This window comes from Streptomyces sp. NBC_01463, assembly GCA_036227345.1.
Classification (GTDB): Bacteria; Actinomycetota; Actinomycetes; order Streptomycetales; family Streptomycetaceae; genus Streptomyces.
The window spans coordinates 4010330-4036247 of record CP109468.1 but is presented as its reverse complement, the minus strand read 5'-3'; the positions used below and the strand labels follow the sequence as shown (position 1 = coordinate 4036247).

Below are 25918 nucleotides of genomic sequence, written 5' to 3'. Positions count from 1 at the left end.
CCGGACGGCCGCGGGACGGCGGCCGCCCGGGGCGCACGGGGCGGCCGCAGTGCGCCTGCCTGCTGCGAGTACGCCCCGGCCGATCGTGTGGTGTTGGCGGGGCGGGACCCCGAATGTTTGTGATCTTGGTGGGTGGGCGGGCCGTCCGGCCCGAACCCCCTCCCCCACATCCGTACGAGGAGTCCCGTGCGCATCCGTCCGGTCCTTTCCCTCGCCGCGTCCGTCGCAGCGGTCATGGCGCTCGCCACCCCGTCCCAGGCCGCCGACAACGGCTCCTACTTCATCCAGGACGCGCGCACCGGCGCCTGTCTGCTGACCAACGAGGGCCTCCTGGGCGGTCAGCTCGGCCCCTGCGGCAACGACGCGGTCTGGCAGCTGCGCAACCTGCCGTACGGCTCGGTGCAGCTGGCCAGCGGCCGGGAGGAGTCCCACTGCCTCGGCCTGTCGCCGCTGAAGATCTCCCCGCCCCCGGTCTTCCTGAGCCCGTGCGGCTCCTCGCCGGACCAGTGGACGATCACCGGCCCGGACGAGGACGGCGCCCCGGTCGCCCTCCGCCTCACCGAGATCCCGTCCCTGGGCACGCTCACCCCGGCCGATGGCCGGGCGACGCTGGCGGGCCGCGGCGCGCCCGAGTGGACGTTCACCCGGGTCGGCTAGGACCTGCCGTCCGGCCGGGGCCGGGTCCGGGGCGCAGGGGCCCGGGACCCGGCCCTGTCGGGTTCTCGTGTTCCGCGGCCGTCAGAAGGAGATGACGGTGGCGCCTTCGAGGGTGAAGCGCAGGAACTCGTCCCGCGCCACCCGCAGGCGCAGCCCGCGCCCGGCGAGCGCGTCCTCGGTCCCGTCGGCCCGGGCCGCGTTGACGCAGGCGCCCACGGCGACGCCGCCGGCTATCAGCTCGTCGACCTGCCGGTTGAAGACCGCGCTCGCCCCGGAGGCGGCCGGATCGGCGAGGAGGCGCTGGGCCGGACCGAAGCACAGGACCTCGACGGTGGTGCCGTGCTCGGCGGCGACCTCCTGGATGCGCTGAGCCACGCGGGTTCCCGTGGTGATGGAGGCGTCGTCGTCGTGGAACACATGGATCACGGTCTTCGGCATGTGCCGCACCTTCCTCTCGGTGACCTGGCCGGGCGTACGGGACCGTATCAATGGTCTTGAGGACTGGGACGATTCGTCTCGCAGTCCGATACGCGAATGAGGGGATGCGCGGTCCGGCCGCAACGCGTGCGGCTGCCGGACCGGCGCCGCCTCGCGACCGGCGGAAGAATAGGCACGCTGAGTAGGCATTTCGGTTACGCAGCGTGGAAGGAATGGATCATGAAGATGAGGGAGCGGAACAGGACGCGTTGCGGAAAGGCGGCCGGCCATGACAGGTGAGGGCGGCAGCGGCGGAGCCGGTGGTCCGGAGATGTCCCTGCCCGTACCGGAGCGTGGGGCGTTCGCCGTCGACGTGCGGGACGGCCGGGTGGGGCGGGTGATGGGGCGGGTCGGCCCCTATGTGCAGCTGCGGCCGCCCGGAGGGGGCGCGGAGTGGGACTGTCCGCCCGACTCCGTCCGGCCGGCCCCGCCCGGCCTGGTCCTGCGGGCACGGGTCACGGAGATCAACCGCGAGGGGCAGCTGCCGAGATGAGGGTGCGAGGCGGCCCGGGACCGAGCCGGGAAGAGCCCCGGATAGCCTGCCCGCATGACGAGCGCGAGCACGGAGTCCGATGCGCAACTGGCCCTGAGGGCAGCACAGGCGGGTGCGGCGGTGGTCCGCGACATGTACGGGGCATCGCTGCACCGCGTGGAGAAGACCGGCGGTGACTTCGCGACGGCCGCGGACCTCGCCGCCGAGGAGACCGTCCTCGACGTGCTGCGGAAGGCCCGGCCCGCTGACGCCGTGACGGGCGAGGAGAGCGGACACACCGGCGCGGACGGCGCGGAGCGCAGATGGCTGGTCGACCCCCTGTGCGGAACGCTGAACTACGCCGTGCAGAACATGCTGGTCGCGGTGAACGTCGCGCTGCGGGTGGGTTCCGCGACGACCGCGGGCGCCTCGGCCGACCCGTTCAGCGGCGAGGTGTTCTGGACCGACGGCACCCGCGCCCGGGTCCGGAAGGACGGCGCGGACCAGGAGCTGTCCCCCTCGCCCGCCTCCTGCCTGGTCGACGTCAACCTCGACCCGAAGTTCCCCAACGCCCCCGCCTTCCGGGCGGTGGAGCTGCTCGCCGCCCCGGAGTTCGCCGAGCGGTTCCGGCCGCGCGTCGTCTCCACCACACTGGCCGTGGCCTGGGTCGCCGCCGGCCGCAGGGCCGCGTACGTCACCGACGGGGACCTGCGCGACAGCGTGCACTTCACCGCCGGCATCGCCCTGTGCGAGGCCGCCGGCTGTGTGGTGACCGACCTCCACGGCCGGCCGCCGTACACCGGAGCGGGCGGCCTGATCGCGGCCGCCGACCGGCAGACGCACGACGCGCTGCTGGGGATGGTCATGAACCAGGCACGGGCCGCCCGTTGAGGCCTGCCACCCCGTCCGGCGCCGCCGCCAGGCAGGTCCACTGATGCCGGCCGTCCTCGTGCTGCTCCTCGCAGGCACCTGGCTGCTCTCCGGCGCCCTGGTCACCGGCACCGAGCCGCTGACCGTGGCGGTGGGCCGTACCGCCGTGTGCTGTCTGGTCCTGACCGTCGCCGCCGCCTCGTCCGCGAGCGGACGGGCCGGTCTGCGGCAGGCGGTGGCGCGGCCGGGGACGGTGTGGCTGCTGGGGCTGCTCGGCTTCGCCGGGTACGCGGCCGGCACGCTCCTGGCCATCCCGCGCATCGGCACCTCGCTCACCAACCTCGTGGTCGCGCTGATGCCGTGCGCCTCGGTCGCGGTCGGCGCGCTGTTCTTCGGCGAGCGGCCGGGACCGCGCAAGGCCGCCGGCGCGCTCCTGGCCTGCGCGGCGGCCGCCGGATACGCGGCGCTGGGCGCGGACGCGGGGGACCTGGACGGGGTGGGGCTGCTGCTGGTGGCGGCCGCGACGACCGCCTTCGCGGTGTACGGGTTCCTGTACCGGGCGCGGCTGTCCCGGCTGCCGCCGCTCGCCGTGCTGCCGGTGCTCCTCGCTGCCGCCACCTGTCTGCTGCTCCCGATGTCGCTGCCCGCCCTGATCGCGCACCCGCCGACCCTCGCCGCGACAGGGGGCATCGTGCTGCTGGGAGCGGCGGTCTACGCCCCCGCCTACCTCGTGCAGCACCGGCTGATCCTGCTCCGCGGCCCGGTCTTCACGGCCGCCGTGCAACTGGCCGTCCCCTTCACCGTCCGCCTCGGCGACTGGGCCCTGGGGACCGCACCCGCGCCCTCGGTGGCCGAGATCCTGCTGCTGGCGGTGTGCTGCGGGGGGATCGCCCTCGTCACGGTCCGGACGGGAGAGCGGCCCGCCGCGCGGGTTCCCTCCGGCCGCTGAGCAGGGCGGGGCGGTGCTCACCGGTCTCCGGACATGAAGATCTCATGCACCGTGCCCCCTTGATCTCACGGCCGGTGCGTGCACCCGTCCCTGTCCGGGCGCGGTCCTCACGTGCGACCGTCATGGATGGAGCAAGCGGAGGGAGCAGGGGCGATGGTGATCGGAGTCCTCGGACCGCTGGTCGTGACGGTCAACGGCACGTCCGTGGTGCCCAGCGCGGCGAAACCGCGGCAGGTGCTGGCGTTGCTGGCGGCCAACCTCGGGCGTCATGTGAGCATGGCCGCCATGGCGGAGGAGCTGTGGGACGGCGATCCTCCGGGGCGGCCCTCGGGTGTGGTGCAGACCTACGTGAAGCAGTTGCGGCGAGGACTCTCCGCGGCGTACGAACCGGTCGGCGGCCCCGACGGGAAGGACGTCCTCGTCCGCAGCCACACCGGCTACATCCTGGACCCGCCCGAGGCGGACGTCGACGTGGACGCCCGCGAGTTCGAGCGGCTCGCCCTGCGCGGGCAGCGGGCGCTGGCCGAGGACGAGGTCGCCGACGCCGCACGCATCCTGGTGCAGGCGCTGACCGTGTGGCGCGGCCCCGCCCTGGCGGACGTCCGGACCGGGCCGGTGCTCGAGACCGAGGTGCGGCGCCTCGACGAGGTGCGCCGCGGTGCGCTGGAGAGCCGGATCGCGGCGGACCTGCGGCTGGGCCGCCACGCGGAACTGGTCAGTGAACTCACCGTGCTCACCACCCGCTACCCGCTCCAGGAGAACCTGCACGCCCAGCTGATCCTGACGCTCTACCGCTGCGGGCGGTCCTGGCAGGCCCTGGAGGTCTTCCGGAAGCTGCGCGCCTCGTTCGTGAGGGAGATCGGCATCGAGCCCTCGCAGCGGCTCCAGCGACTGCATCACGCCATTCTCGCCGACGATCCCTCCCTCGCCTCGCCCGCCTACGATTTGGCCGTCTTTTAGCGGCGGGCCGCACTCTTGGCGCGTGTCGGCCGGGACCCGCTCCACCGTTGGCCGAGGGGTGTGCCGCCGGGCAGGCGGGCGCACCGCCCGTGCCTGTCCGCCAGGGCCGGGCGGGCGCGGCCCGCCCGGACGGCCGCAGTCGGCCGCGCCGTGCGGCCGGGCCCGGCCGGCACACAGTCGCCGGACGAACCCGAGGCGGAGCAGAATGACGCAATACCTGTCCCAGACGCCCCAGATACCGACGGCCGACCCGACCGGAGCCGGTGTGCGGCTGCTCTGCTTCCCGTACGCGGGCGGCGGAGCATCGGCGTACCGGCGCTGGCAGCGCGGCCTCGACGAGCACGGAGCCGGTACGCGGGTGATGCCGGTGCAACTGCCCGGCCGTGAGGGCCGGATGAACGAGCGCAGGTTCACCGACCTCGACGCGCTCATCGACGACATGGACGAGCAGCTCGACGAGGAGCTGGAGCACCCGTACGTGCTGTACGGCCACAGCATGGGTGCGCTCATCGCCTACGGCCTGGCCCACCGCCGCCAGCAGCGCGGTGCCACCCTCCCGCTCGCGCTCGTGCTCAGCTCCTACCGCGCACCCCATCTGCCCGCGCCCAGGATCGCTGACCCGGGAGCGAGCGACGAGGAGCTGGTGGCCGGCCTTGCGGCGCTGGGCGGGATACCGCGGGTGATTCTGAACCACCCGGAGTTCCTGGCGGCGCTGCTGCCCGTCGCCCGTGACGACCTGCTGCTGTGCACCTCCCCGGTGGCCGCGGCCGCCGAACCGCTGAGAATCCCGCTGCACCTGTTCATCGGGGCCAGGGACCGGCTGGTGTCGGTGCCCGAGGTGGTGGCCTGGCGGCGGCACGCCGGGCGCGGCTGCGAGGTGCGGGAGATGCCCGGCGGGCACTTCTTCATCCGCGCCCACGAGGACACGTTCCTGCGCGAACTCGCCGTCCTGCTCCGCCGCTACGCCCATGCCCCGGCACTCGCGGGCCCGCTGCCGGTCTGAACCGCCGCTCAGGAGTGGAGAGACGACGATGAACCAGGAAACATTCACCCAACGCGTGCTGGCCAGGGCGCAGGCCCGCGGCACGGCGGAGGCGTTCGCCTTCGTCCACGAGACGGACGCGCAGCGCCGTGTGGAGCGGCTGACCTACGCGGAGCTCGACACCCGGGCCAAGGACATCGCCTCCTGGCTGCAGGCGCGCGGCCTGGCGGGCCGGCAGGTGCTGTTGCTGTACCCCTCGGGCCTGGCGTTCGTCGAGGCCTTCCTCGGCTGCCAGTACGCGGGAGCCGTCGCCGTGCCGGCACCCCTTCCCTCCGCACACGACCGGCACTTCCAGCGGCTGTCGCGCATCGCGGCCGACGCGGGGATCGGCGCGGTGCTCACCACCGGCGAGCACGCACCGGTGGCCGAGTCCTGGCTGGCGGGCGGCGGGCCGGACGGCGTGCCGTGCCTGGCCACGGACACCGGACCGGTGGGAGACGCCACGCACTGGCGGGAGCCCGAACCGTCCGCCGACAGCCTGGCGTTCCTCCAGTACACCTCGGGATCGACGAGCGAGCCCAAGGGCGTGATGGTCTCGCACCGGAACCTGATGGCCAACGAGGCGGCCATCCAGCGCTCGCTGGGCTCCGGCGCCGACTCCTGCCTGGGCAGCTGGCTGCCGCTCTACCACGACATGGGGCTCATCGGGCATGTCCTGCATCCGCTGTGGCTGGGGGCGCGGGCCGCACTGATGGACCCCGAGACGTTCATGCGCCGGCCGGTGCGCTGGCTGGAGATGATCGGTGACCACGGGGTCACGATCGGGGGCGGCCCCAACTTCGGCTACGACATGTGCGTCCGGCGCGTGAAGGACGCGGAGCTGCTCACGCTCGACCTCTCCCGCTGGGAGCAGGCGTGCAACGGTGCGGAGCCGGTGCGCGCGGAGACCATCGACGCCTTCGCCCGACGGTTCGCCCCGGCCGGCTTCCGGCCCGAGACGTTCTTTCCCTGTTACGGAATGGCGGAGACGACACTGCTGGTCTCGGGCACTCCGCTCGGGCGCCCGGCCGTGACGCGCACCGTCGACACCGCGGCCCTGGAGACCGGGCGGCTCACCGGGCCCGTCCCGGGCCTGGCCGCGCGCACCCTGGTCAGCAGCGGGGTGACGCACGCCGAGGACTTCGAGGTGCGGATCGCCGATCCGGCCACCCTGCGGGATCTCGGCGAGGAGGGCATCGGCGAGATCTGGGTGCGCGGGGCGAGCGTCGCCGCCGGTTACTGGGCCCGCCCCGGGGCGACCGCGGAGACCTTCGGGGCGCGGCTCGCCGGGGAGGACGGGACAGCGGGCGGCTGGCTGCGGACCGGGGACCTCGGTGCCCTCAGCGACGGCGAACTCTATGTGACCGGCCGGCTCAAGGAGATGATCGTGGTCAACGGCCGGAACATCTACCCGCACGACGTGGAGTCCGCCGCCCGCTCGGCACACCCGTCGCTGGGCACGGGTGCGGTGTTCGCCGTGCGGCCGCACGGCGACGTACGCGAACGGCTCGTCGTCGTCCTGGAGGTCAGGGGCCGGGGCGCGGACGCGCAGGCGGCGGACCACCAGGACCTGCTGGAGCGGGTGCAGCGCGCGGTCAACGAGGAGTTCGGGGTGCCGGCGGGCAATGTGCTGCTGGTCGCCCCCGGAACCGTACGGCGCACCACGAGCGGCAAGGTCCAGCGGACCCTGATGCGGCGGCTGTTCCTGGCCGGAGCGCTCGATCCCCTGCTGGAGGTGGTCGAGCCGGCGGTGCGGGAGCTGAGGGAACGTACGCCGGTGACCGTCTCCTGACGACGACGGCCGGCAACGCCCCGTCCAGCACCGGGAGGTGGTGGGCGGGGCGTTGCCGGTCCTCAGTGGGTTCGCTGGCGGGCGGCGTCGGCGTCGGGTGCGCGGTGATCCTCCGCGGCCTCGCCCGTCGCGTCCTCGTCCGGGCCGGCGGGCGCGGGGCCGGGCAGCAGAAGACCGCTCAGCACGGCACCGGCGGCGACGATGGCGGCCGCCACCCGGAAGCCGTCGGACGCGGCCTGTTCGAGGAGATGGCCGGTCCGGCCGGACATCGGCCCCGCGGCCGCCGGTCCGCTGTAGCCGTGGGCGAGGACCGTGCCGACCACGGCCACGCCGAGAGCGTTGCCCAGCTCCTGCATGGTGTCGTTCAGAGCGGCCGCGTTCCCCGAGCGCTCCGGCGGTACGAGGCCCATCACGGTGTCCGTCGCCGGTGCCAGCGCCAGGCCGACGCCGATGCCGCACAGGCAGAGCCCGCCCAGCAGCTGCGGGTAGCCGCCGGACACCGCTCCGAGCGTCCAGATGCCCGTGGCGGTGACCGCGAGGCCGGCCGCGACGCCGCCCCTCGGCCCCGTGCGGCGGGCGAGCCAGGGAGCGGCCGCGGAGCCGGCTCCGACCGCCAGGGCCAGCGGCGCGATCGCGAGTCCGGCCCGCAGCGGCCCGTAGCCGAGGGCGACCTGCAGGTACTGGGTCAGCACGAACAAGGTGCCGGCCAGCCCCAGGAACAGCAGCATGTTGCCCAGGCTCGCACCGAGGAAGGCCGGTCTGCGCAGGAGGGCGAAGTCCACCATCGGATACGGGTGCCGCCACTCCCAGGCCACGAACAGCGCCCCCGCCAGCACCGCCCCGCCGAACGAGGCGAGCACCGCCGTGGACGTCCAGCCCCCGCCCGCCGCATGGATGGCGCCGTACACGAGGCCCACCATGCCGGCCGAACCGAGGACCGCGCCCACCGGATCGGCGGGCCGGGGCACCGGCGCGGCCGACTCCGGCAGCAGCACCGCACCGGCGACGAGCACCGCGGCCACCGGAAGGAGGTTCACCAGGAAGACCGAGCCCCACCAGAAATGCTGGACGAGCGCCCCGCCGATGACCGGGCCCGCGGCGACGCCCAGTGCGGAGGTGCTGCCCCATACGGCGATGGCCCGCGGCCGTTCCTCCTCGGGGAAGACGTCCACGAGGATCGACAGGGTGCCCGGCATGACGAACGCCGCGGCCACGCCCATCACCGCCCGGGCCGCGATGAGCTGTTCCGCACTGTCCGCCGACAGCGCCACCAGCGATCCGGCGCCGAAGAGAACGACGCCCGACAGGGTGGCCCGCTTGCGGCCGTACCGGTCGGACAGCGTGCCCGCGGTCAGCAGACACGCGGCGAAGACCAGGGCGTAGCCGTCGACGATCCACTGCGTCAGGCCGACACCGGCGTGCAGGTCCCGCATCAGGCTGGGCAGCGCCACGTGGAGCAGCCCGTTGTTGAGGATGATCACGAAGAGGGCGAGCGAGAGAATCCCGAGCACCGTCCAGCGCCGCGGGTCCGGGCCCGCCGAGCCCCTGTCCGTACGCATCTCCTGCATCGGGGTCCTTCCGTCGCCGTCGGGAGGGAGCGGCACGTGCGCGCGCTCCCTCCGCGATCCTCACCGCGCCTGCTGAAGCCCCGCTTGCGCAGCGGGCGCCCGCCCTCTCCGGACCGGGCCCGCGCCGTCGTCTTTAGCCGGGCCAAAGCCGGGGCCCCGACCATTCCCGGCAGGCGCATCCCGGGTGCGGTCACGAACCCGTACCGGCGGATGGCGGCAACGACGATGGGAGGACCATGCGCTGGGAACGCGTTCACGTGGCGGATGCCGGAGCCCGGCCGCCGGGGCCGGCCGAATCGCTGCCCGGCACCCCGCTCGCCGAATCCGGCCGGGACTTCGCACGCCGGGCCGGCCACCTCTGCACGGAACACACGGAGGCAGCACCGTGACCACCTTCGCGACCCCGCCCACCGAGGCGCTCGCCGCCTCCACCTTCGTCTCCAGCGATGTCGAGAACGCCGCCGAGACCTTCCTCGGCGCCGCGGTGGCCACCGCCCCCGCGGCCCGTGCGGTCCGTGACCGCCGGGGGGAGTGGAGCTACGCCGAACTCGACCGCGCGGCCCGGGGGTTCGAGCAGCGCCTCGGTGAGCTCGGGGTCCGCCCCGGCGACCGCGTGCTCACCCGGATCGGCAGCGTCCGGGAGTTCCTCGCGCTGCTGTACGGCACCTGGCGCCACGGCGCCACGCTGGTGCCCGTCAGCCCCGCGATGAAGGCGTACCACCTGGGCCCGGTACTCGCCGACTCCGAGCCGGCCCTGATCGTCGTGGACGCCGCGGAACGCACCGCGGCGGACGGCGTGACCTGGCCGGCGGGCACGCCCGTACTGGCCTTCGACGAGATCGACCTCACCCCGTCCGGGCCGGCGGACGGCCCGGCCCGCCCGGTGCCGGCCGACCGGCTGGCCCTGCTCATCTACACCTCGGGCAGCACCTCCGCCCCCAAGGCCGTGGCCTGCCCGCACGCACCGATCGCGTTCGCGGCCCGGGCCATCGCCGCCCGGCTCGGCTACCGCTCGCAGGACGTGGTGCTCACCGCGGTGCCGCTCTCCTTCGACTACGGCCTCTACCAGGCGCTGCTCTGCGCGCTCGCCGGGGCCGAACTGCTGCTCTCCGACGCCGACGAGCACACCCGGCTGCTCGGCTACGCCCACGACCACGGTGCCACCGTGGTGCCGCTCGTCCCCTCGCTCGGCGAGCTGCTGGTCAGGCTGGCCACCCGGGACTCCCGGCCGACGAAGGTGCGCCTGTTCACCAACACGGGCGCCGCGCTCAACGCCCCGCTGATCGCCGCACTGCGCGAGAAGTTCCCCGGCGCGCGGGTGGCCGCGATGTTCGGCACCACCGAGTGCAAGCGCATCACCATCCTGGAACCGGACGGCGACATCGTCCGGCCCGGCTCGGTCGGCCCCGCGCTGCCGGGCACCCAGGTGCTGATCCTGGACGAGGAGGGCCGGCCGCTGCCGCCGCTGGAGACGGGCGAGATCGCCGTGCGCGGGCCGCACCTCATGGCCGGCTACTGGCGGGCGCCCGAGCCCACCGCGCTGCGGTACCGCACCGGTCCCGACGGCGTGAAGACCCTGCACACGGGCGACTACGGATGGCTCGACGGGGACGGGCACCTCTACTTCCAGGGCCGCAGGGACGACCTGTTCAAGCGGCGGGGACTGCGCATGAGCGCCATCGAGATCGAAGCCGCCGCCCTGGACGTCGACGGGGTCCGGGAGGCCTCGCTGCTCGTCCCGGAGAAGGACCGCGACATGGTCCTGTTCGTGGCCGGCACGACGACGGCGCAGGACACCCTCACCCGGCTCGCCGAACGCCTGGAGCCGGCCAAGGTGCCGGACATCTGCCACGTCGTCCCCGCGCTGCCGCTGACCCCCAACGGCAAGACCGACCGCAAGCGGCTCGTGGCCTATCTGAAGGAGACCGACGGTGGCATCTGAACAGCGGGACCCGCGGCCGGGCGGCGACGACGCGCGGGCCGAGCGGCTGCTGGAGGAGTACGGCAGCCCGCTGTACGTCTACGACGTGGGCCGGGTCCGGGAGGCCTACCGGGACCTGACCGCCGCTCTCCCCGAGAACTCCCGTCTCTACTACTCGCTCAAGGCCAACCCGCACCCCGGACTGGTCGCCGAGCTGACACGGGCCGGCGCCCGCGCGGAGATCACCTCCCGGGGCGAGCTCGCCGCGGCCCTCGAAGCGGGCTGCCCCGGCGACGAGTTGCTCTACTCGGGCCCCGGCAAGACGCCGGGTGAACTCGACGAGGCCGTCCGCCTCGGGGTGCGTTCCTACTCGACCGAGTCCTTCGGCGACCTCGAACGCGTCGGCGCGGCCGGAGTCGCGCACGGCGTGACCCTGGACTGCGTCCTGCGGATCAACGCGGCCGGGGCGCCGGGCGAGGCGGGGCTGCGGATGACCGGCAGCGCCTCGCAGTTCGGCTTCGACCTGGACGTCCTGACCGACGCCCCGCACCGGCTGAAGACCGAAGGGGTCCGGATCGTCGGGCTGCACTTCTTCCCGCTGACCAACGCCCGCGACGAGAAGGGGCTGTGCGCCGAGATCATCCAGTCCGCCCGCACCGCGGCCGAACTGCGCGACCTGCTCGGCATCGAGCTGCGCCTGGTGGACCTGGGCGGCGGTTTCGCCGCCCCCTACGCGGTGCCGGGTGACCGGCCCCGCTACCCCGGACTGCGGGCCGCGGTGAGCGAGGCGCTCGACGAGTTCCTGCCCGGCTGGCGCGAGGGCGCGCCGCAGGTCGCCTTCGAGTCCGGCCGCCACCTGGTCGGCGACAGCGGCACCCTGCTGACCACCGTCACCGACGTCAAGGACAGCCGCGGATCCCGCTTCGCGGTGCTCGACTCCGGCATCAACCATCTCGGCGGCCTCTCCGGCCTCGGCCGGCTGCTGCCGATGAAGGCCCGGCCGCTGCACACCGGCCAGGACGCGGCGACCGAACGGGTCACCCTGGCCGGTCCGCTGTGCACGCCGGCCGATCTGCTGGGCCGCGGGGTGGAGCTGGCCGGGGTGCGCTCCGGGGCCGTGCTGGCGTTCCCGAACGTCGGCGCGTACGGACTCTCCGCCAGCCTGCTCGGCTTCCTCGGGCACCGGGCCCCCGCCGAGGTCCTCGTCGACGGCGACGAGGTCGTCTCGGCCACCCGGCTGGCCCTGCACCGGCAGCAGATCCCGGCGGTCACCCGGCCGTCCCCCGCAACGACCGAGAACGGCAGCGAAGGAGCTGACATGAGTGAGCAGTGGGACGAGGCGTTCGAGGGTCTGCTGAAGGAGATCCTGCCCAGGCTGGCCGAGCGGGGCGAGGTCGGGCCCGACATCAGCCTTAAGGCGGTGGGACTCGACTCGCTGGCCATGGTCGAGGTGGTCATCAGCATCGAGAACACGTACGGCATCAGCATCCCCGACGAGGAGCTGGAGCCCGAGGTCTTCACCTCCCCCGCGACCCTGTGGGCCGTGGTCGACGGACTCCGGGAGCGCCAGGCCCTGGCCTGAACCGTACGGCGCAACCGTGGCTACAGGGCCCGGTGCCAGCATCGGCGCCACCGCAGCAGCACATGCAGACAGAGGATATTCAGGCTTCCAGGAGTGAATGTGCAGGACGACCGGGCGCAAGCCTTCTTGACGATACTGACCGAGCAACTCAGCGCCGTGCGGCCCGAGACGGCGGACCGGCCGGTCACCGAACACTCCCGTCTCACCGGAGACCTCGGCTTCGACTCGGTCGATCTCGCCGAACTCTTCGAACGCATCAGGGACGTGCTGGGCGAGGTCGACATAGCCGACTGGCTGGCGATGGCGACCCGGGCCGAAGGGGACACCGTCGGCAGTCTCACCCGCTACCTGAGTACGACCGTGACGGGCGACGTCCACCGCCCGCTGGTGGCGGGGAGGCCGCGATGAGCGTTCTCACCCAGGCGGCCCCGGCCGCCGCGGCAACGGACTACGTCGCCCTCGCGGCGGAGCTGGCGAAGGGGTTCGCGCAGCGGGCCGCGGAGCACGACCGGGACAGCAGCTTCCCGCTGGAGAACTTCACCGAACTCGTCGACTCCGGCTACACGGCGATGACCGTCCCCCGCGAGTTCGGCGGCGGGGGAGCGAGCCTGGAGGAGCTCTGCCGGGCCCAGGAGACCCTGGCCGCCGGCTGTGCCAACACCGCCTTCGCCGTCAACATGCACGTCCACGGCATCGCGATGATCGCGGGCATCGGGGGCCCGGGCGCCGAGCGCGCCTACCGGGCGATCGCCCACGAGGGCTCCGTCATCGCGGGCGGCTTCAGCGAGCCCGGCGTCGGCGGCAACTGGTGGCACCCCACCACCAAGGCCGAGCCGGTGGAGGGCGGATACCTCCTCAACGGCCGCAAGGGCTTCTTCACCGGTTTCCCGGCCGCGGACCTGCTGTTCCTCTCGGCCGCCAGGACCGACGACCGGGGCCTGCCCGAGCCGGTCGGCTTCCTCGTCCCCAAGCCGGAGCGCGGCGTCACCGTCACCTCCGAGTGGGACGCGGCCGGCATGCGCGCCACGGGCAGCCACTCGCTCCTGCTGGACGACCTGTTCGTCGAGGAGGACCGGATGGTCGGCGAGGCGGGAGCCCTGCCGCTGATGTTCATGCAGGGGGTCCACTGGGCGTGGTGCAGCTTCGCCTCCGTCTTCCTCGGGATCGCGCGCGGAGCACTCGACGGAGTCGTGGCCGAACAGCGCGGCCGCACCCTGCACGTCCTGGACCGGACGGTGGCCCACCTGCCCGGAGTGCAGTTCAGGGTGGCGGAGATGAAGACCCGGCTGGCGGCCGCCGAGGCGCATCTGTACCAGGCGGTCCGGGCCGACCACGACCGTCAGATCGCGGCGGACCCGCTCGGCCACTACATCGAGATGAGCGTGATGAAGAACAGCGTGTGCCGCCTCGCCCACGAGGTCGTCACGCTCGCCATGCAGGTGCAGGGCGGCTCCGCCCTGCTCTCCGGCCATCCCCTGCAGCGCGCCTACCGCGACGTGGTGGCGGGACTGCTCGTACCCCCGAACTCCGACGTCACGGCCGAGTGGGCGGGCAAGCACGCGCTCGGCGTGCCGGTGTTCGCCGAACCCCGATGGGAGGGCTGAGCGCCATGGCGACAGCCGTACACGACACGGAGCGCGCCGCCCGCTGGGCGCAGCTGCGCGGCACGGCGCAGGAGCTGGCCGACCGCTTCGCCCAGCGGGCCGAGGAGGGTTACGACAAGGGCGAGTTCATCGGCCGGAACATCCAGGACCTGATCGACTCGGGCCTCACCGCCGTGAACGTGCCCCGCGACATGGGCGGTTTCGAGGCCACGCTGGAGGAGAACACCCGGCTGCTGAGGATCATCGCCGGCGGCTGCGGGTCCACCGCCTTCACCCTCGCCATCCACGCCGTGCTCACCGGCTCGATGCGCAGCGACCTGAGCGTGGCCGTGCGCGAGCGGATGTTCGGCGCGGTACGCGACGGGGCGTTCATCGTCGGCCCGTTCACCGACGAGGGATCGGGCGGCAACTGGGTCATGCCCTCGACCGTGGCCCGGCGCACCCCCGACGGATTCGTCCTCGACGGGGTCAAGCACTTCGCGACCGGCTTCGACGCGGCCACCCACCTGGTGATCACCGCGGGCCTGGACGACGACCACCTGGAACCGCCCTTCAACCTCGCCGCGTTCTTCGTGGAGAAGCCGGAACAGGGCATCGAGGTGGTCTCGCGGTGGAGCGGATTCGCGCTCCCGATGACCGGCTCCCACTCGCTGAAGCTGGACTCCCTGCACGTCGACGCCGACGACTCGGTGTTCCCCGACGGGCTGACGCCCCTGTTCGTGATGGCCCGCCAGCAGTGGGGCCACTACTGCTTCGCGGCCGTCTTCCTGGGCCTCGCCGAGCAGGCCTACGAGCTCGCGGTGCGGCGCACCCGGGGACGCTCCACCACCGCGGTCACCGACCTCGCGCGGCTGCCGGGCATCCAGTTCGCGGTGGCCCGCATGCGGTCCTCGCTGGCCACCATGGACGCGCTCCTCACGGAGTACGCGACCCGCCACCTGGAGCCGGGCGACGACCTGCCCGCGTTCGTGGCCGACACCTGCGTGCCGAAGTACTACATCACCAACGAGGCCGAGCACGTGGTGGCGACCGCGTTCGAGGTGATCGGCGGATCGGGCATCCGGGAGGGCTCCCGCATCGGGCAGATCTGGCGGGACGTGAAGGCCGGCCCGCTGCTGCCCTTCACCAACGACATGGCCCGCGAGTTCATCGGCAAGGCCACCCTGGGCATCAGCCCGGTCGAGACACCGAGGTGGGTGTGATGTCCGCGACCACGGGCCGGACCCGGACGGCCGACGCGCGTCCGGTGCCGATCGACAACGAGTACTACGACGAGGTCGGCGACGACTGGTGGAACACCGAGGGCCCGCTGCGCGTCCTGCACGAGATGAACCCGGCGCGCACCGGCTACTTCGACACGATCCTGCGCAACCGGTTCGCCGGACGGACGCCCGGGCAGATCCGGGTCGTGGACCTCGGCTGCGGCGGCGGGCTGGTCTCCGAGGACCTCGCCTCCCGCGGCTACCCGGTGACCGGCATCGACCTGTCGGCCGGCACCGTGGAGGCGGCCCGGCGGCACGCGGCGGCCACCGGGGTCCAGGTGACGTACCGCGTCGGCTCGGCGTACGGCACCGAGCTGCCGGACGGCTGCGCCGAGGCCGTCGTCGCCTCCGACGTGCTGGAGCACTTCCAGGACCTGCCCGCCGCGCTGGCCGAGATCCAGCGGCTGCTGGTCCCCGGCGGTGTGCTGCTCTTCGACACGGTCAACCGGACGGTCCGCAGCTACCTGCTGCTGATCCTGGTGGCCGAGAAGCTGGTGCGCATCATCAAGCCCGGCACCCACAACTGGCGGATGTTCATCCGCCCCGCCGAGCTGAGCGGCCTGCTGGCGGACCGCGGGATGCGGCTCGCCGACACCCGCGGCCTCGGCCCGGCCCGCGCCCTGCCCGCGGTCCTGCCGGGACTGCTGCTGCACCGCCGGCTCGGCAGGTTCGCCGTCGGCGACGACCTGTCGGCCAGCTACATCGGATACGCAACCAAGCCCGGCCCGTCCGAACGCTGAACCGGGCGCCGGTACTCACACCTGTGAAGGACACCATGGTCTCCATACGCTCTGCCAGTGCGGTAGCCACCGAAGTCCGGGCCGAGCCGGACACCGTACGCGCGCTGCTCCTCGACATCGTCGGCTGCGGCGTGCTGATGCCCGGGGTCGAAACGCTCACCGCCGAAGGCGACGACGTCTACCACTACGTGCTGGCCACCATCTCCAACGGCGCCGTCAGCCACACCCCCGACCACCGGTCCAGGTTCGACACGACCGACCCGGGACGGATCCGCTGGGAGCCGGTCGGCAGCCACAACTTCCGCTCCTGGGGCGAGTTCCGCACCTCGGAAGGCAGTACCCCGGGCAGTACCTACCTGGAGATCGACACCCGCTCGGAGGCCGACGTGGACATCGCGCCCGTCGTGCTGCCGCTCGTCGAGCCGTTCGCCAGGCAGCAGAGCGACCAGGTGACCGAGGGATTCCTGGACGCGATCAAGGACCGGCTGGAGTCCCCGGCCGCGGTCCTGGAGAACGTGGGATGAACGCCGTCACCGAGGCCGCCGCCGGGTCCGGTGCGGCGGGCACCCGCGGGGCCGCGAGACTGCTCGCCCTGCGCACGACGGCACCGGAGAACGTGGTGCCGCAGCAGAGCGCCTTCGACGAGTACTACCGGGAGATGTTCCGGGACGTGCCGAAGGCCGAGGAGATCTTCCGGGGCTCGGGGGTGCGCAGCCGTCACATGGCGTGGGACCCGCGCACCGCCTACCTGGACGGCTTCCCGCCCATCAAGACCCGGATGCTGGCCTGGGAGGAGAACGTCCTGGCCATGAGCCGCCGCACCGTCGGCGGAGTCCTCGACGAGGCGGCCGGCGGTGCCGTGCGGGAGCGCGTCGGCTCGCTCGTGCTGGCCAGCTGCACCGGGTACGCCGGGCCCACCCCCGACATCCTGCTGGCCAAGGAGTTCGAGCTCCGCCAGGACCTGCGCCGCACCTTCATCGGGCACATGGGCTGCAACGCCGCGTTCAACGTGCTGAAGACCGCGCTCGACGCGGTGGCCGCCCGCCCCGACGAACTGGTGCTGGCGGGCTCCGCCGAGGTGTGCTCCGTCCATCTGCGCCCCGAGTACACGGCCGAACAGGCCGTCGTGAACGCCCTGTTCGGTGACGCGGGCGGGATGATGCTGCTCGGCGCCGACGACGGCGGACCGGGCCCCGTCGTCCTCGGCACGCACACCGAGACCCACCCCGAGACCATGCACGCCATGAGCTGGCACATCGAGGACTCGGCGTTCCGGATGACGCTCTCCCCGTATGTTCCGTTCTACCTGGCCGAGAGCATCGAACCGTTCGTCAAACGGCTGCTGGCCCCGCACGGCCTGGAAGCCTCCGACGTACGGCACTGGGGCGTCCACCCGGGCGGCCCGAAGATCATCGACTTCGTCGGCGAGAAGCTGGAGCTCGGCGCCGAGCAGCTCGCCCCCTCCCGGGCGGTGCTCGCGGAGAACGGCAACTGCTCGTCCGCCACGATCCTGCTCATCCTCGACCGCATCCTGCGCGAGGCCCGCCCCGCGCCGGGCGAGCACGGCGTGATCATGGCGTTCGGCCCCGGGCTGACCATGGAGTCTGCGCTCATCCGCTTCTGACCCCCTCCCGCCTCCCGTTCCGATCCCGACTCCGATGGGACATCACGCCATGACGAGCGCACTGAAACCCCGCTGGTCCACGCCGGATCTGCACGCCGCCATCAAGGACCACTACGACGGCCTGATCGAGCTGTACGAGGACCTGTGGGGCGAGCACATCCACCACGGCTACTGGGCCGACGGCGAGCCCGACCCGGGCCGGCACGCGGCCCAGGTGCGGCTGGTCGAGGAGCTGATCTCCTTCGCCCCGGTGCCGAAGGGGTCACGCGTCCTGGACGCCGGCTGCGGCATCGGCGCCTCCTCGGCCCACCTCGCGGCGAAGCTGGACTGCGAGGTGGACGGCATCACCATCAGCGAGGAGCAGATCGGGCGCGCCGAGACGAAGGCCGCCGAGGCGGGGGTGAGCGACCGCACCGCCTTCCGGCTGATGGACGCCATGCACACGGACTACCCCGACGGTTCCTTCGACGTGGTCTGGGCGCTGGAGAGCTGCGAGCTGATGCCCGACAAGCCGGCGTTCCTGGCGGAGTGCTTCCGGGTGCTCAAGCCGGGCGGCACGCTGCTGGTCGCCACCTGGTGCGCCCGCGACGACCGGCTCACCCCCGACGAGTCCCGGCTGCTGGACCGCATCTACCGGGACTTCGTCGTCTCGCACGTGCTGCCCCTGGACCAGTACCGCGACATCGCGGGCGAGCTCGGCTTCGAGGACGTCCGGACCGTCGACTGGTCGGACCGGGTGCAGGACACCTGGAAGCTCTCCACGGACATCGTGAAGCCCGTGGTCCGCGACCCCTCCATGATCTGGAAGCTCGTCCGGGCCAAGGGGATGGACATCTTCCGGTTCCTCAACTCCGTACCGCTGATGAAGCAGGCGTACGAGCGCGACGTGATGCGCTACGGCGTGCTCCGCGCCACCCGGCCGCTGTGACCGATGCCCCGCCCGACCCTTCCTGGAGAACGTGATGACCACAACCGCCGCCGAGGCGACGTCAGTCGAGTCACTGGTCGGTGATCTGCTCTCGCAGCAGTGGCTGATCGACCTGTTCACCGAGCTCACCGAACGACAGACCCGCTCCGTGGCCGCCACCGGGCGGCTGCGTGAGGTGGACGCGTCCACCCATGTCTTCTGGCCCTTCCACTCACCGCAGTTCCCGCTGGTGGTGACCGAGGCGCACGGCAGCCGGATCACCGACCTGGACGGCAACGACTACATCGACTGCCATCTCGGGTTCGGCGCCCAGGCCCTGCACGGGCACAGCCCCGAACCGGTCGTGGAGTTCGTGAAGGAGCAGCTCGGAGCCACCACCGGCAACGGCTACTGCCACCCGGTCGAGGCCCAGCTGGTCGATCTGCTGCACGAGTTCGTGCCGCACGTCGAGAAGTTCGCCTTCCTGAACTCCGGCACCGACGCGACCGCTGCCGCGATCCGGCTGGCCAGGGCGCACACGGGCCGCCGGATGGTGGCCAAGTTCGAGGGCTCGCTGCACGGCGTGCACGACCTCGGGATGCACAACACCGCCTTCTGGTACCACGGGCACCCCACGCAGCCCTTCCCCGGCGAGACGCCCGAGGGCGGGATCGAGCGCCAGTCGGCACTGACCGGGGTCCCGGTCGCCGATCCGCGCGACCTGCTGGTGCTGCCCAACGACCCGGTGCGCGCACTGGAGCTGATCGAGCGCCACAAGCACGAGCTCGCCTGTGTGCTGACCGAGGCGGCCTCCTCCTCCTTCCCGTTCGTCGAGCACACGGTGCCGCTGCTCAAGGCCGTGTCCGAGGCGTGCCGCCGGGCGCGCGTCCCGTTCGTCCTCGACGAGGTGCTGACCGGATTCCGCTACGGACCGGGCGGCGCCGCCGCGCACTTCGGCATCGAGGCCGACCTGTACTGCTACGGCAAGGTCATCAGCGGCCTCGGCATCCCGCTCTCCGCCGTCGGCGGCCGGGCCGCCCTGCTCGACCACACCCAGACCTCGGGGCTGCCGCTCACCGACATCGGGCGCAAGACCTGCGTCCAGACCACCCACGCCGGCAACCACCTGGCGCTCTCCGCCTCGTACGCGAGCCTGCGACTGCTGCACGAGCAGCGCGACACCTACTACACCGAGACCCGCGCCAAGGTCGCCATGGTCCAGCAGCGGCTGGCGGACTTCCGGTCCCGGACCGCCATCCCGCTGCGGCTGGTCGGCTTCGGCGACTTCATCGGCTCGTTCGGCTTCCTGGAGAAGGAGAGCTACGACGACTACCGCTCGTTCGCCGGCTCGGTCAACCCGATCGCGTTCTTCCTGCTGACCCTCATGCTGCGCAAGCGCGGTTTCTACACCCTCAGCCTTCCGATGCTGTTCACCGGAGGCGCGCACAGCACCGAGGACCTGGAGGCGCTCGTCACGGCCGTCACCGACTCGGCGCTCGAACTGGACAAGCACGGCTTCCCGTTCATCCTCCCCGGGGCCGGACAGCAGTGAGCGGGGGGCCGGACGAGTGGGCGGACGCGGTCGTCGTCGGCGCCGGGCTCACCGGCCTCGCCGCCGCGGTGGCGCTGGCCGCCACCGCCGGCCCCGGCCGCCGTGTGGTGCTGCTCGAAGCGGGCGGTGAGGCGGGCGGCCGGGCCCGCACCACCGAGCACGACGGCTACCGGCTCGGGCTCGGCCCGCGCGCCCTGTACCGGGGCACGCAGCGACAGCTCCAGGCCCTGGGCGTCCGCGTCCCGGGCCGTGCACCCGACCTCGCCGGCGCCCTGGCGCTGCGCGACGGGCAGCTGCATCCCGGATACGCCGCGGCCGGACCGCTGCTGCGCACCGGGCTCCTCTCGGTACGCGAACGGGTGTCCGTCGCCCGGCTGCTGGCCCTGTCCGGCCGCCGCTCCGGAACGGACGGGAGCGACGCCGCGCAGTGGCTGGCCGGCCGGCTCCCCACCGAGCGCGCCCGCCAGGCGGCCTTCGCGGTGCTGCGCATCAGCTCCTACGTGGGCCGCCCCGACATGATCGGGGCCAACGCCCTGGCCTCGCACTTCGCCGAGGCGCGGCGCGGTGTGCGGTACGTGGACGGCGGCTGGCGCACGGTGGTCGACGCCCTCCTGGCGCGGGCCGCGGCGCTGGGCGTGCACGTGCGCACCGGCGTCAGGGCCGAGTCGGTGCGGGGCGGGCCGGACGCCCACGTCACCACGGCCGGCGGCCCGGGCATCCGGGCCCGGTCGGTGATCGTCGCCGGGCTGTCCCCGGGAGCCGCCGGACGGCTGCTCCAGCAGCCCGGCCTCGCGGGCACGGCGGGCCGCCCGCTGCACACGGCCTGCCTGGACGTGGCGCTGAGCCGGCTGCCCGAACCGTCCCGGTCCCTCGTCTTCGGCGTCGACGAGCCGCTGTACCTCTCCGTCTTCTCCGGCACCGCCCGGCTCGCACCCGACGGGGGTGCCGTGCTGCACCTGGCGCGGTACGACGACGGGACGGAGCCCGGCGCCCGCGAGGTGCGGAAGCGGCTGTACGCCCTGCTCGACACCTGCCAGCCCGGCTGGCGCGACGTCCTGGTGCACGAGAGGTTCCTCCCCAGGATCACCACCATGACCGCCCTGCCGGAGTCACGGCTCGGCGGTCTGACCGGCCGGCCGGGGCCCGCCGTGGCCGGTGAGCCGGGTGTCTTCCTGGCCGGCGACTGGGTGGGCCCGCACGGGCTGCTCGCGGACGCCGGTGTGCTGAGCGGGGTACGGGCCGCGCGGGAGGCGGCCGCCCGGCTGTGAGTCCGCTCCGATCCGACCGAGACCCTTCCGGAGTCGTCATGCGCCCGATCCGAATCGCCGCCATCGGCGGCTCGTTGCGTTCCACCTCGGTCTCCGCGGCCGTGCTGCGGGACTGTGCCGCACGGGCCCGGCTGGCCGGCGCCCGCGTCACGCTGCTGTCCGGCCCCGACCTCGTGATGCCGCTGTACGACCCGGACGCGGTGACCCGGTCCGGACCGGCGCTGCGGCTGCTGGAGGTGCTGCGGAACGCCGACGGCGTACTGCTGGCCAGCCCCACCTACCACGGGGGGATGTCGGGTCTCCTCAAGAACGCCCTCGACCACACCGAGGACCTGGCGGGGGACACCCCGGGCTATCTGGACGGGCGGGCGGTGGGATGCCTCACGGTCGCCTGGAACGACGTGGCCGGGGCGTCCGCGCTGGCCGGACTGCGGGCCAGTGCCCAGTCGCTGCGCGGCTGGACCGTCCCGATGGGCGTGGTCGTGCCGGCCGGCACGGAGTTCACGGAGACCGGCTGCGCCGACCCCCGGACCGCCCGGCGCCTGGACATCCTCACCGGCCAGGTACTGGACTTCGCCCGGATGCGGCAGGGCCGTGAGGCCGTGGTGCAGGGACGGGAGCCGGCCGGCGCGTCGCTGTAGCACGGGGAAACGGAAGGGGCCGGGCATCCCCCAGGATGCCCGGCCCCTTCCACTGCGCCCCGCGCGCCCGGGCGTCCCGCTCAGTCGCAGTTCTCGTTGACGCTGACCAGCGGCAGGCTGCGACGGTCGGTGGCGCGCGCGGCGGCCAGCAGTTCGCGCCCCTTGTCCGTCATCAGTTCGGGACGCCAGATCGTGCCGCCGTCGAGCTCCACCTTCACCCCGGTGATGCCCGGCACGACGCCCACCTTCTGCTCGACCGACTGCATGATCGTCGGCACGGCCATGCAGAACGGGGCCGTGAGGCTGATCCGTACCGTGGCGTGGCCGTCGTCGCCCACCGCCACGTCCCGCACCAGGCCGAGATCGACCAGGCTCATGGGGCGCTGCCAGGACTGGCTGCAGGGGTCGTACACCTCGCAGAGCGCCGCGTGCACCCGTTCACCGACGGGCGGTTGCGGGCTCATGCCGCGGCCTCGGACTCGGGGGTCCACAGCTGGGGCTGCGTCTCCCGCCAGTAGGACCACATCGGGCGCGTGCCGTGCTCCGCGCGGTAGGCCGCGAACTCGTCGTCGCGGATCCGCTCGGCCGCCGCCGGCAGGTCGATCCCCGCGATGCGGGCGTAGTTGCCGGCCAGGAACGCCGCGCGCTGCTCCTGGGTGATCTGCTCCAGGCCGTACCGCTCCAGGATCCGGTCGGAGAAGGTGAGCCGCGCCATCTTCTCCAGCACCGGCTGCGGGTGGAAGTGCAGGGCCCCGGAGGCGTAGATGATCTTCTCCGCGCCGCCGAGCGAGATGAGCTGGGCCAGCGCCTCCTCCACGTATCCCATGCCGTGCGCCAGGATCGCCGAGGTGATCTCCAGGTTGGCGTAGACGTTGGGCAGCCGCATGAGGGCCATCGCCACCTCCTCCACGAAGGGGGGAAGTCCCGCGTGCACGATCTCGAAGGAGAGATCGATGTGGCGGATGGCGACGTTCTCGAGGTCGTCGATTCCGAAAGGCCCCAGCGGGACAAGCCCATTGGGGACGATCTTGTGAACGGCGATGATCTTTATGCCCAGTTCCTTGGCGAGTTCGAAGAACGGGGTGAACTCCGGATCGTCGAGCCGCCAGCTGTGGTCGGGCGAACCTGCATTGGGATAGACCTTGATGCCGATGGTGCCCGGCAGGAGTTCCACCTGCTCGCGCAGATCGCGCATACAGGCGTCGACGCCGAGCAGCGGATTGATACCCGCGTACGGGACGATCCGCTGGGGCCACTTCTCGGCCAGGACCCGGTTCTTCTCGCCATTGCACAGACCGTCCTCGAAGACGCTGTCGATGCGCAGCCGGTGGTTGACGGCCATGTCCACATCGGACTCGGAGAACAGGGTCCAGGCCAGCAACTCCGGTGGCCAGTCGGTGCAGAACGCCTCGCGCGGTATCGACGAACCCTTCGTCGCGAAGCGCTCGTGCATGCCCCAGAGCATCTCCCGCAGCGCGAATGCGTGCAGGTTCGGGAATTCGCCGTCTTTCCTGAGATTGCTGTCCGCGACATTGTAGGGATGGACGGTGGCATCAATGACGAACATATTGTCGATCAACTGGATCTCCCGTCACAGCGGTTGCCGGCCGCTACGGTTCGGGATGCGGCCGGGGCGAGTGTCCGGCAGCGGACTTCAGCGGGGCTAAAGCGCGCGCGTCCAGACTCGGTGCAACGACGGAAGGTGAGGATCCATGTTCTCTGCCCTGGGCTCAGCGCTGCATACCAGGCGGCGTGCCAGCCTCTTACTGGCCGTGCTCGCCACTGTGCTGGCCGCACTCTTCGGCGGCACGGTGCAGAGCAAACTGACCAATGGGCTCTCCGACTACGACGATCCGGGCGGCGCCAACGTCGCGGCCCGGCACGTCATCGAGAAGGCCACCGGCATCGACGCCCAGCAGGGGTACGCCCTGCTCGTCCGCACCGACGCGCCCCTCGACGCGAAGACCCCGAAGCCGGCCCGGGTGGCGGCCGCGGCCGCGCTGCTGGACGCACGGCCCGAGGTCGAGCAGGTCCTCGACTACGCCTCCGCGTCCAACCCGTCCCTGATCTCGGACGACTCCCGCAGCACCCTCGTCATCGGCTCGGTCGGCCCGATGAAGGAGTCGGCCACCATCGACGCCGAGAAGGCCCTCCAGAAGGCCATCGAGGACGACCCGGCACTCCGGGGCAACGTCTGGCTCGGCGGTCCGACCCCCGGACACGTCCAGGTCGCCGACGTGTCCAACACCGACCTCGCCAAGGCCGAGACGCTGGCCCTGCCGTTCATCCTCATCCTGCTGTTCCTGGTGTTCCGCGGAGTGGTCGCCGCACTGGTGCCGCTCGTCGGCGCGATCGTCTCCCTGCTGCTCACCCTGGCCGGGCTGCGGCTCGCCACACTGTTCACCAGCGTCTCGACGGGAGCGCTCAACCTCGCCTTCGCGCTGGGACTCGGTCTCTCGGTCGACTTCGGGCTGCTGATGGTGTCCCGCTACCGCGAGGAGATCGCGGTGCACGGCGCGGGCAGCGAGGCGGTCCGGCGCACGGTGGCGACCGCCGGGCGCACCGTCCTGTTCAGCGCGCTGACCGTGGCCGCCGCACTGGCCGCCCTCATCGCCTTCCCGCACCCGTATCTGCGCTCCATGGGCCTCGCGGGCGTCATCACCGTCGTGTCGGCCGCCCTGTTCGCCCTGCTGGGGCTGCCCGCGCTGCTCGCGGTCCTCGGCCGGCGGGTCAACTCCCTCGCGCCGCGCCGCTGGCAGCGCGACATCTCGGCGGGCGAGGCGGCGGGCAACCGCTGGCACAAGCTGGCCTCGGCCGTCATGCACCGGCCCGCGGTCGTCGCGGTGGCCGCCACGGCGGTGCTGCTGCTGGTCGCGTCGCCGGTGCTCGGCATCAAGTTCACCGGCGCGGACGCCTCCACGCTGCCCGCCGACACCAGCGCCGGCAAGGTGGCCCAGAGCCTGGAGAAGGACTTCGCGAAGCCGCCCGCCTCGCCGCTCCAGATCGTCCTCGACACGAACGGCGACGGGGCCGCGCTCGCCTCGTACGCCCGGCAGATCGGCTCGGTCCCGGGCGTCGAGTCGGTCGGCGCCCCGTTCCGTCTCGACGACGGGCACTGGGAGATCGACGCCGTGCTCGGCGGCGCGCCGCTGAGCACCGGGGCCAAGGAGGCCGCCGCGGCGGTCCAGGACGTCCAGGCGCCGCACCCGTCCCGCTACACCGGACTGACCGCGGACTTCCTGGCCCAGAAGGAGAGCATCGGCGACAAACTGCCGCTCGCGGCGGGCATCCTCACCGTCGTCACGCTGCTGCTGCTCTTCGCGTTCTGCGGATCGCTGATCCTGCCCTTCAAGGCGCTCGTGATGAACCTGCTGTCCACGGGAGCCGCCATGGGCTTCCTGGTCTGGGTCTTCCAGGACGGCCACTTCGGCTTCGCCGCCCAGAACGGCATCGAGGTCACCACACCCGTGCTGGTCTTCGCGCTCGCCTTCGGCCTGTCCACGGACTACAACGTCTTCCTGCTCGGCCGGATCAAGGAGGGCAGGTCGGCCGGTCTCGACGACCGGGCGGCGGTGGCCGAGGGGCTCGCCAGGACCGGTCCCGTCGTCACGTCGGCGGCGGCCCTGTTCTGCCTCGCGGTCGGCGCCCTCGCGCTCTCCCGGCTGGTCTTCATCAAGGAGCTCGGCCTCGGCACCGCGTTCGCCGTGCTGGTCGACGCGACCGTGGTGCGGGCCCTGCTCGTGCCCTCGCTGATGGCCCTGCTCGGCAGCGCCAACTGGTGGGCCCCGGCCCCCCTGCGGCGACTGCACCGGGCCCTGCGCCTGGACCGGATGGAACCGCCGGACGCCGGACCGTCCGCGCAGGAGCCGGCCCCCGCGCAGAAGAAGGCGGAGCAGCCCGCGGCGAGCGCTTCCTGACCGCCTCCTGACCGCCGCCTCACCGGCGGAGGCGCGGCCCGGGACCCGGGTGACAGGGGTCCCGGGCGGCGCCGTGTCCGGGAACCGGCGCCGGCCCCGCTCTTTAGCCGGGCCAAAGGCGTTGTGCCGATGAT

Annotated in this window: 24 protein-coding genes; 20 read left to right on the top strand and 4 right to left on the bottom strand. The window is 72.8% G+C overall.

What is annotated here, in order from left to right:
* Positions 1–186 precede the first annotated feature (186 nt).
* Positions 187–657 (top strand): hypothetical protein, encoded by a 471-nt coding sequence (locus OG521_17845; protein ID WUW22554.1) that lies wholly within the window; start codon positions 187–189, stop codon positions 655–657.
* 81 nt (positions 658–738) lie between these two features.
* Here OG521_17845 and OG521_17840 read toward each other — a convergent pair whose 3' ends face one another.
* The gene (locus OG521_17840) at positions 739–1095 is read right to left on the bottom strand and encodes a hypothetical protein (protein ID WUW22553.1); all 357 of its coding nucleotides are present in this window, start codon (positions 1093–1095) and stop codon (positions 739–741) included.
* 268 nt (positions 1096–1363) lie between these two features.
* Here OG521_17840 and OG521_17835 point away from each other — a divergent pair, with 268 nt between their 5' ends.
* The 6 genes from OG521_17835 to OG521_17810 all read left to right on the top strand — a co-directional run bounded on the left by OG521_17835 (position 1364) and on the right by OG521_17810 (position 7198).
* The gene (locus OG521_17835; GenBank protein ID WUW26951.1) at positions 1364–1627 is read left to right on the top strand and encodes a hypothetical protein; all 264 of its coding nucleotides are present in this window, start codon (positions 1364–1366) and stop codon (positions 1625–1627) included.
* 54 nt (positions 1628–1681) lie between these two features.
* Positions 1682–2497, top strand: coding sequence for an inositol monophosphatase family protein (locus OG521_17830; GenBank protein WUW22552.1), 816 nt, complete (start codon positions 1682–1684; stop codon positions 2495–2497).
* 43 nt (positions 2498–2540) lie between these two features.
* Positions 2541–3425, top strand: a complete 885-nt coding sequence (locus tag OG521_17825; protein WUW22551.1) for an EamA family transporter — start codon at positions 2541–2543, stop codon at positions 3423–3425.
* Positions 3426–3578: 153 nt separating this feature from the next.
* Positions 3579–4385, top strand: a complete 807-nt coding sequence (locus tag OG521_17820) for an AfsR/SARP family transcriptional regulator (GenBank protein WUW22550.1) — start codon at positions 3579–3581, stop codon at positions 4383–4385.
* Between the two features lie 205 nt (positions 4386–4590).
* Positions 4591–5388 (top strand): alpha/beta fold hydrolase, encoded by a 798-nt coding sequence (locus OG521_17815; protein WUW22549.1) that lies wholly within the window; start codon positions 4591–4593, stop codon positions 5386–5388.
* A gap of 28 nt (positions 5389–5416) precedes the next feature.
* Entirely contained in the window at positions 5417–7198 is a 1782-nt protein-coding gene (locus OG521_17810; protein WUW22548.1) for a fatty acyl-AMP ligase, read from the top strand.
* A 62-nt stretch (positions 7199–7260) separates the two neighbouring features.
* Here the strand turns inward: OG521_17810 and OG521_17805 are convergent, their stop codons facing one another.
* Positions 7261–8802: an MFS transporter gene (locus OG521_17805; GenBank protein WUW22547.1), complete on the bottom strand. Its 1542-nt coding sequence runs from the start codon at positions 8800–8802 to the stop codon at positions 7261–7263.
* A gap of 448 nt (positions 8803–9250) precedes the next feature.
* Between OG521_17805 and OG521_17800 the strand changes: the two genes are divergently transcribed.
* The 12 genes from OG521_17800 (at position 9251) to OG521_17745 (ending at position 21867) form a co-directional block, all read left to right on the top strand.
* Positions 9251–10708 (top strand): AMP-binding protein, encoded by a 1458-nt coding sequence (locus OG521_17800; GenBank protein ID WUW26719.1) that lies wholly within the window; start codon positions 9251–9253, stop codon positions 10706–10708.
* On the top strand, positions 10698–12269 hold the full coding sequence (locus tag OG521_17795; protein ID WUW22546.1) for a phosphopantetheine-binding protein: 1572 nt from the start codon (positions 10698–10700) through the stop codon (positions 12267–12269). Before OG521_17800 ends, OG521_17795 begins: the two co-directional genes overlap by 11 nt.
* Positions 12270–12395: 126 nt before the next feature.
* Positions 12396–12677: a hypothetical protein gene (locus OG521_17790; GenBank protein ID WUW22545.1), complete on the top strand. Its 282-nt coding sequence runs from the start codon at positions 12396–12398 to the stop codon at positions 12675–12677.
* Positions 12674–13873 (top strand): acyl-CoA/acyl-ACP dehydrogenase, encoded by a 1200-nt coding sequence (locus tag OG521_17785; protein WUW22544.1) that lies wholly within the window; start codon positions 12674–12676, stop codon positions 13871–13873. The genes OG521_17790 and OG521_17785 overlap by 4 nt, the downstream gene beginning before the upstream one ends.
* 5 nt (positions 13874–13878) lie before the next feature.
* Entirely contained in the window at positions 13879–15075 is a 1197-nt protein-coding gene (locus tag OG521_17780) for an acyl-CoA/acyl-ACP dehydrogenase (GenBank protein ID WUW22543.1), read from the top strand.
* Entirely contained in the window at positions 15075–15875 is an 801-nt protein-coding gene (gene ubiG / locus OG521_17775; GenBank protein WUW22542.1) for a bifunctional 2-polyprenyl-6-hydroxyphenol methylase/3-demethylubiquinol 3-O-methyltransferase UbiG, read from the top strand. Before OG521_17780 ends, ubiG begins: the two co-directional genes overlap by 1 nt.
* 35 nt (positions 15876–15910) lie before the next feature.
* A complete protein-coding gene (locus tag OG521_17770) occupies positions 15911–16399 on the top strand; it encodes a hypothetical protein (GenBank protein ID WUW22541.1) in 489 nt (162 codons plus the stop codon).
* Complete coding sequence (locus OG521_17765) at positions 16396–17499, top strand: type III polyketide synthase (protein WUW22540.1); 1104 nt, start codon at positions 16396–16398, stop codon at positions 17497–17499. Before OG521_17770 ends, OG521_17765 begins: the two co-directional genes overlap by 4 nt.
* 49 nt (positions 17500–17548) lie before the next feature.
* The gene (locus OG521_17760; protein WUW22539.1) at positions 17549–18427 is read left to right on the top strand and encodes a methyltransferase domain-containing protein; all 879 of its coding nucleotides are present in this window, start codon (positions 17549–17551) and stop codon (positions 18425–18427) included.
* A gap of 34 nt (positions 18428–18461) precedes the next feature.
* Positions 18462–19958, top strand: a complete 1497-nt coding sequence (locus OG521_17755) for an aminotransferase class III-fold pyridoxal phosphate-dependent enzyme (GenBank protein ID WUW22538.1) — start codon at positions 18462–18464, stop codon at positions 19956–19958.
* Complete coding sequence (locus OG521_17750) at positions 19955–21226, top strand: FAD-dependent oxidoreductase (GenBank protein WUW22537.1); 1272 nt, start codon at positions 19955–19957, stop codon at positions 21224–21226. The genes OG521_17755 and OG521_17750 overlap by 4 nt, the downstream gene beginning before the upstream one ends.
* A 38-nt stretch (positions 21227–21264) precedes the next feature.
* On the top strand, positions 21265–21867 hold the full coding sequence (locus OG521_17745) for an NAD(P)H-dependent oxidoreductase (GenBank protein WUW22536.1): 603 nt from the start codon (positions 21265–21267) through the stop codon (positions 21865–21867).
* 80 nt (positions 21868–21947) lie between these two features.
* Here the strand turns inward: OG521_17745 and OG521_17740 are convergent, their stop codons facing one another.
* Complete coding sequence (locus OG521_17740) at positions 21948–22331, bottom strand: metal-sulfur cluster assembly factor (protein ID WUW22535.1); 384 nt, start codon at positions 22329–22331, stop codon at positions 21948–21950.
* A complete protein-coding gene (locus tag OG521_17735; GenBank protein WUW22534.1) occupies positions 22328–23446 on the bottom strand; it encodes an amidohydrolase family protein in 1119 nt (372 codons plus the stop codon). The genes OG521_17740 and OG521_17735 overlap by 4 nt, the downstream gene beginning before the upstream one ends.
* A 193-nt stretch (positions 23447–23639) precedes the next feature.
* Between OG521_17735 and OG521_17730 the strand changes: the two genes are divergently transcribed.
* Positions 23640–25784 (top strand): MMPL family transporter, encoded by a 2145-nt coding sequence (locus tag OG521_17730; protein ID WUW22533.1) that lies wholly within the window; start codon positions 23640–23642, stop codon positions 25782–25784.
* Positions 25785–25918 lie beyond the last annotated feature (134 nt).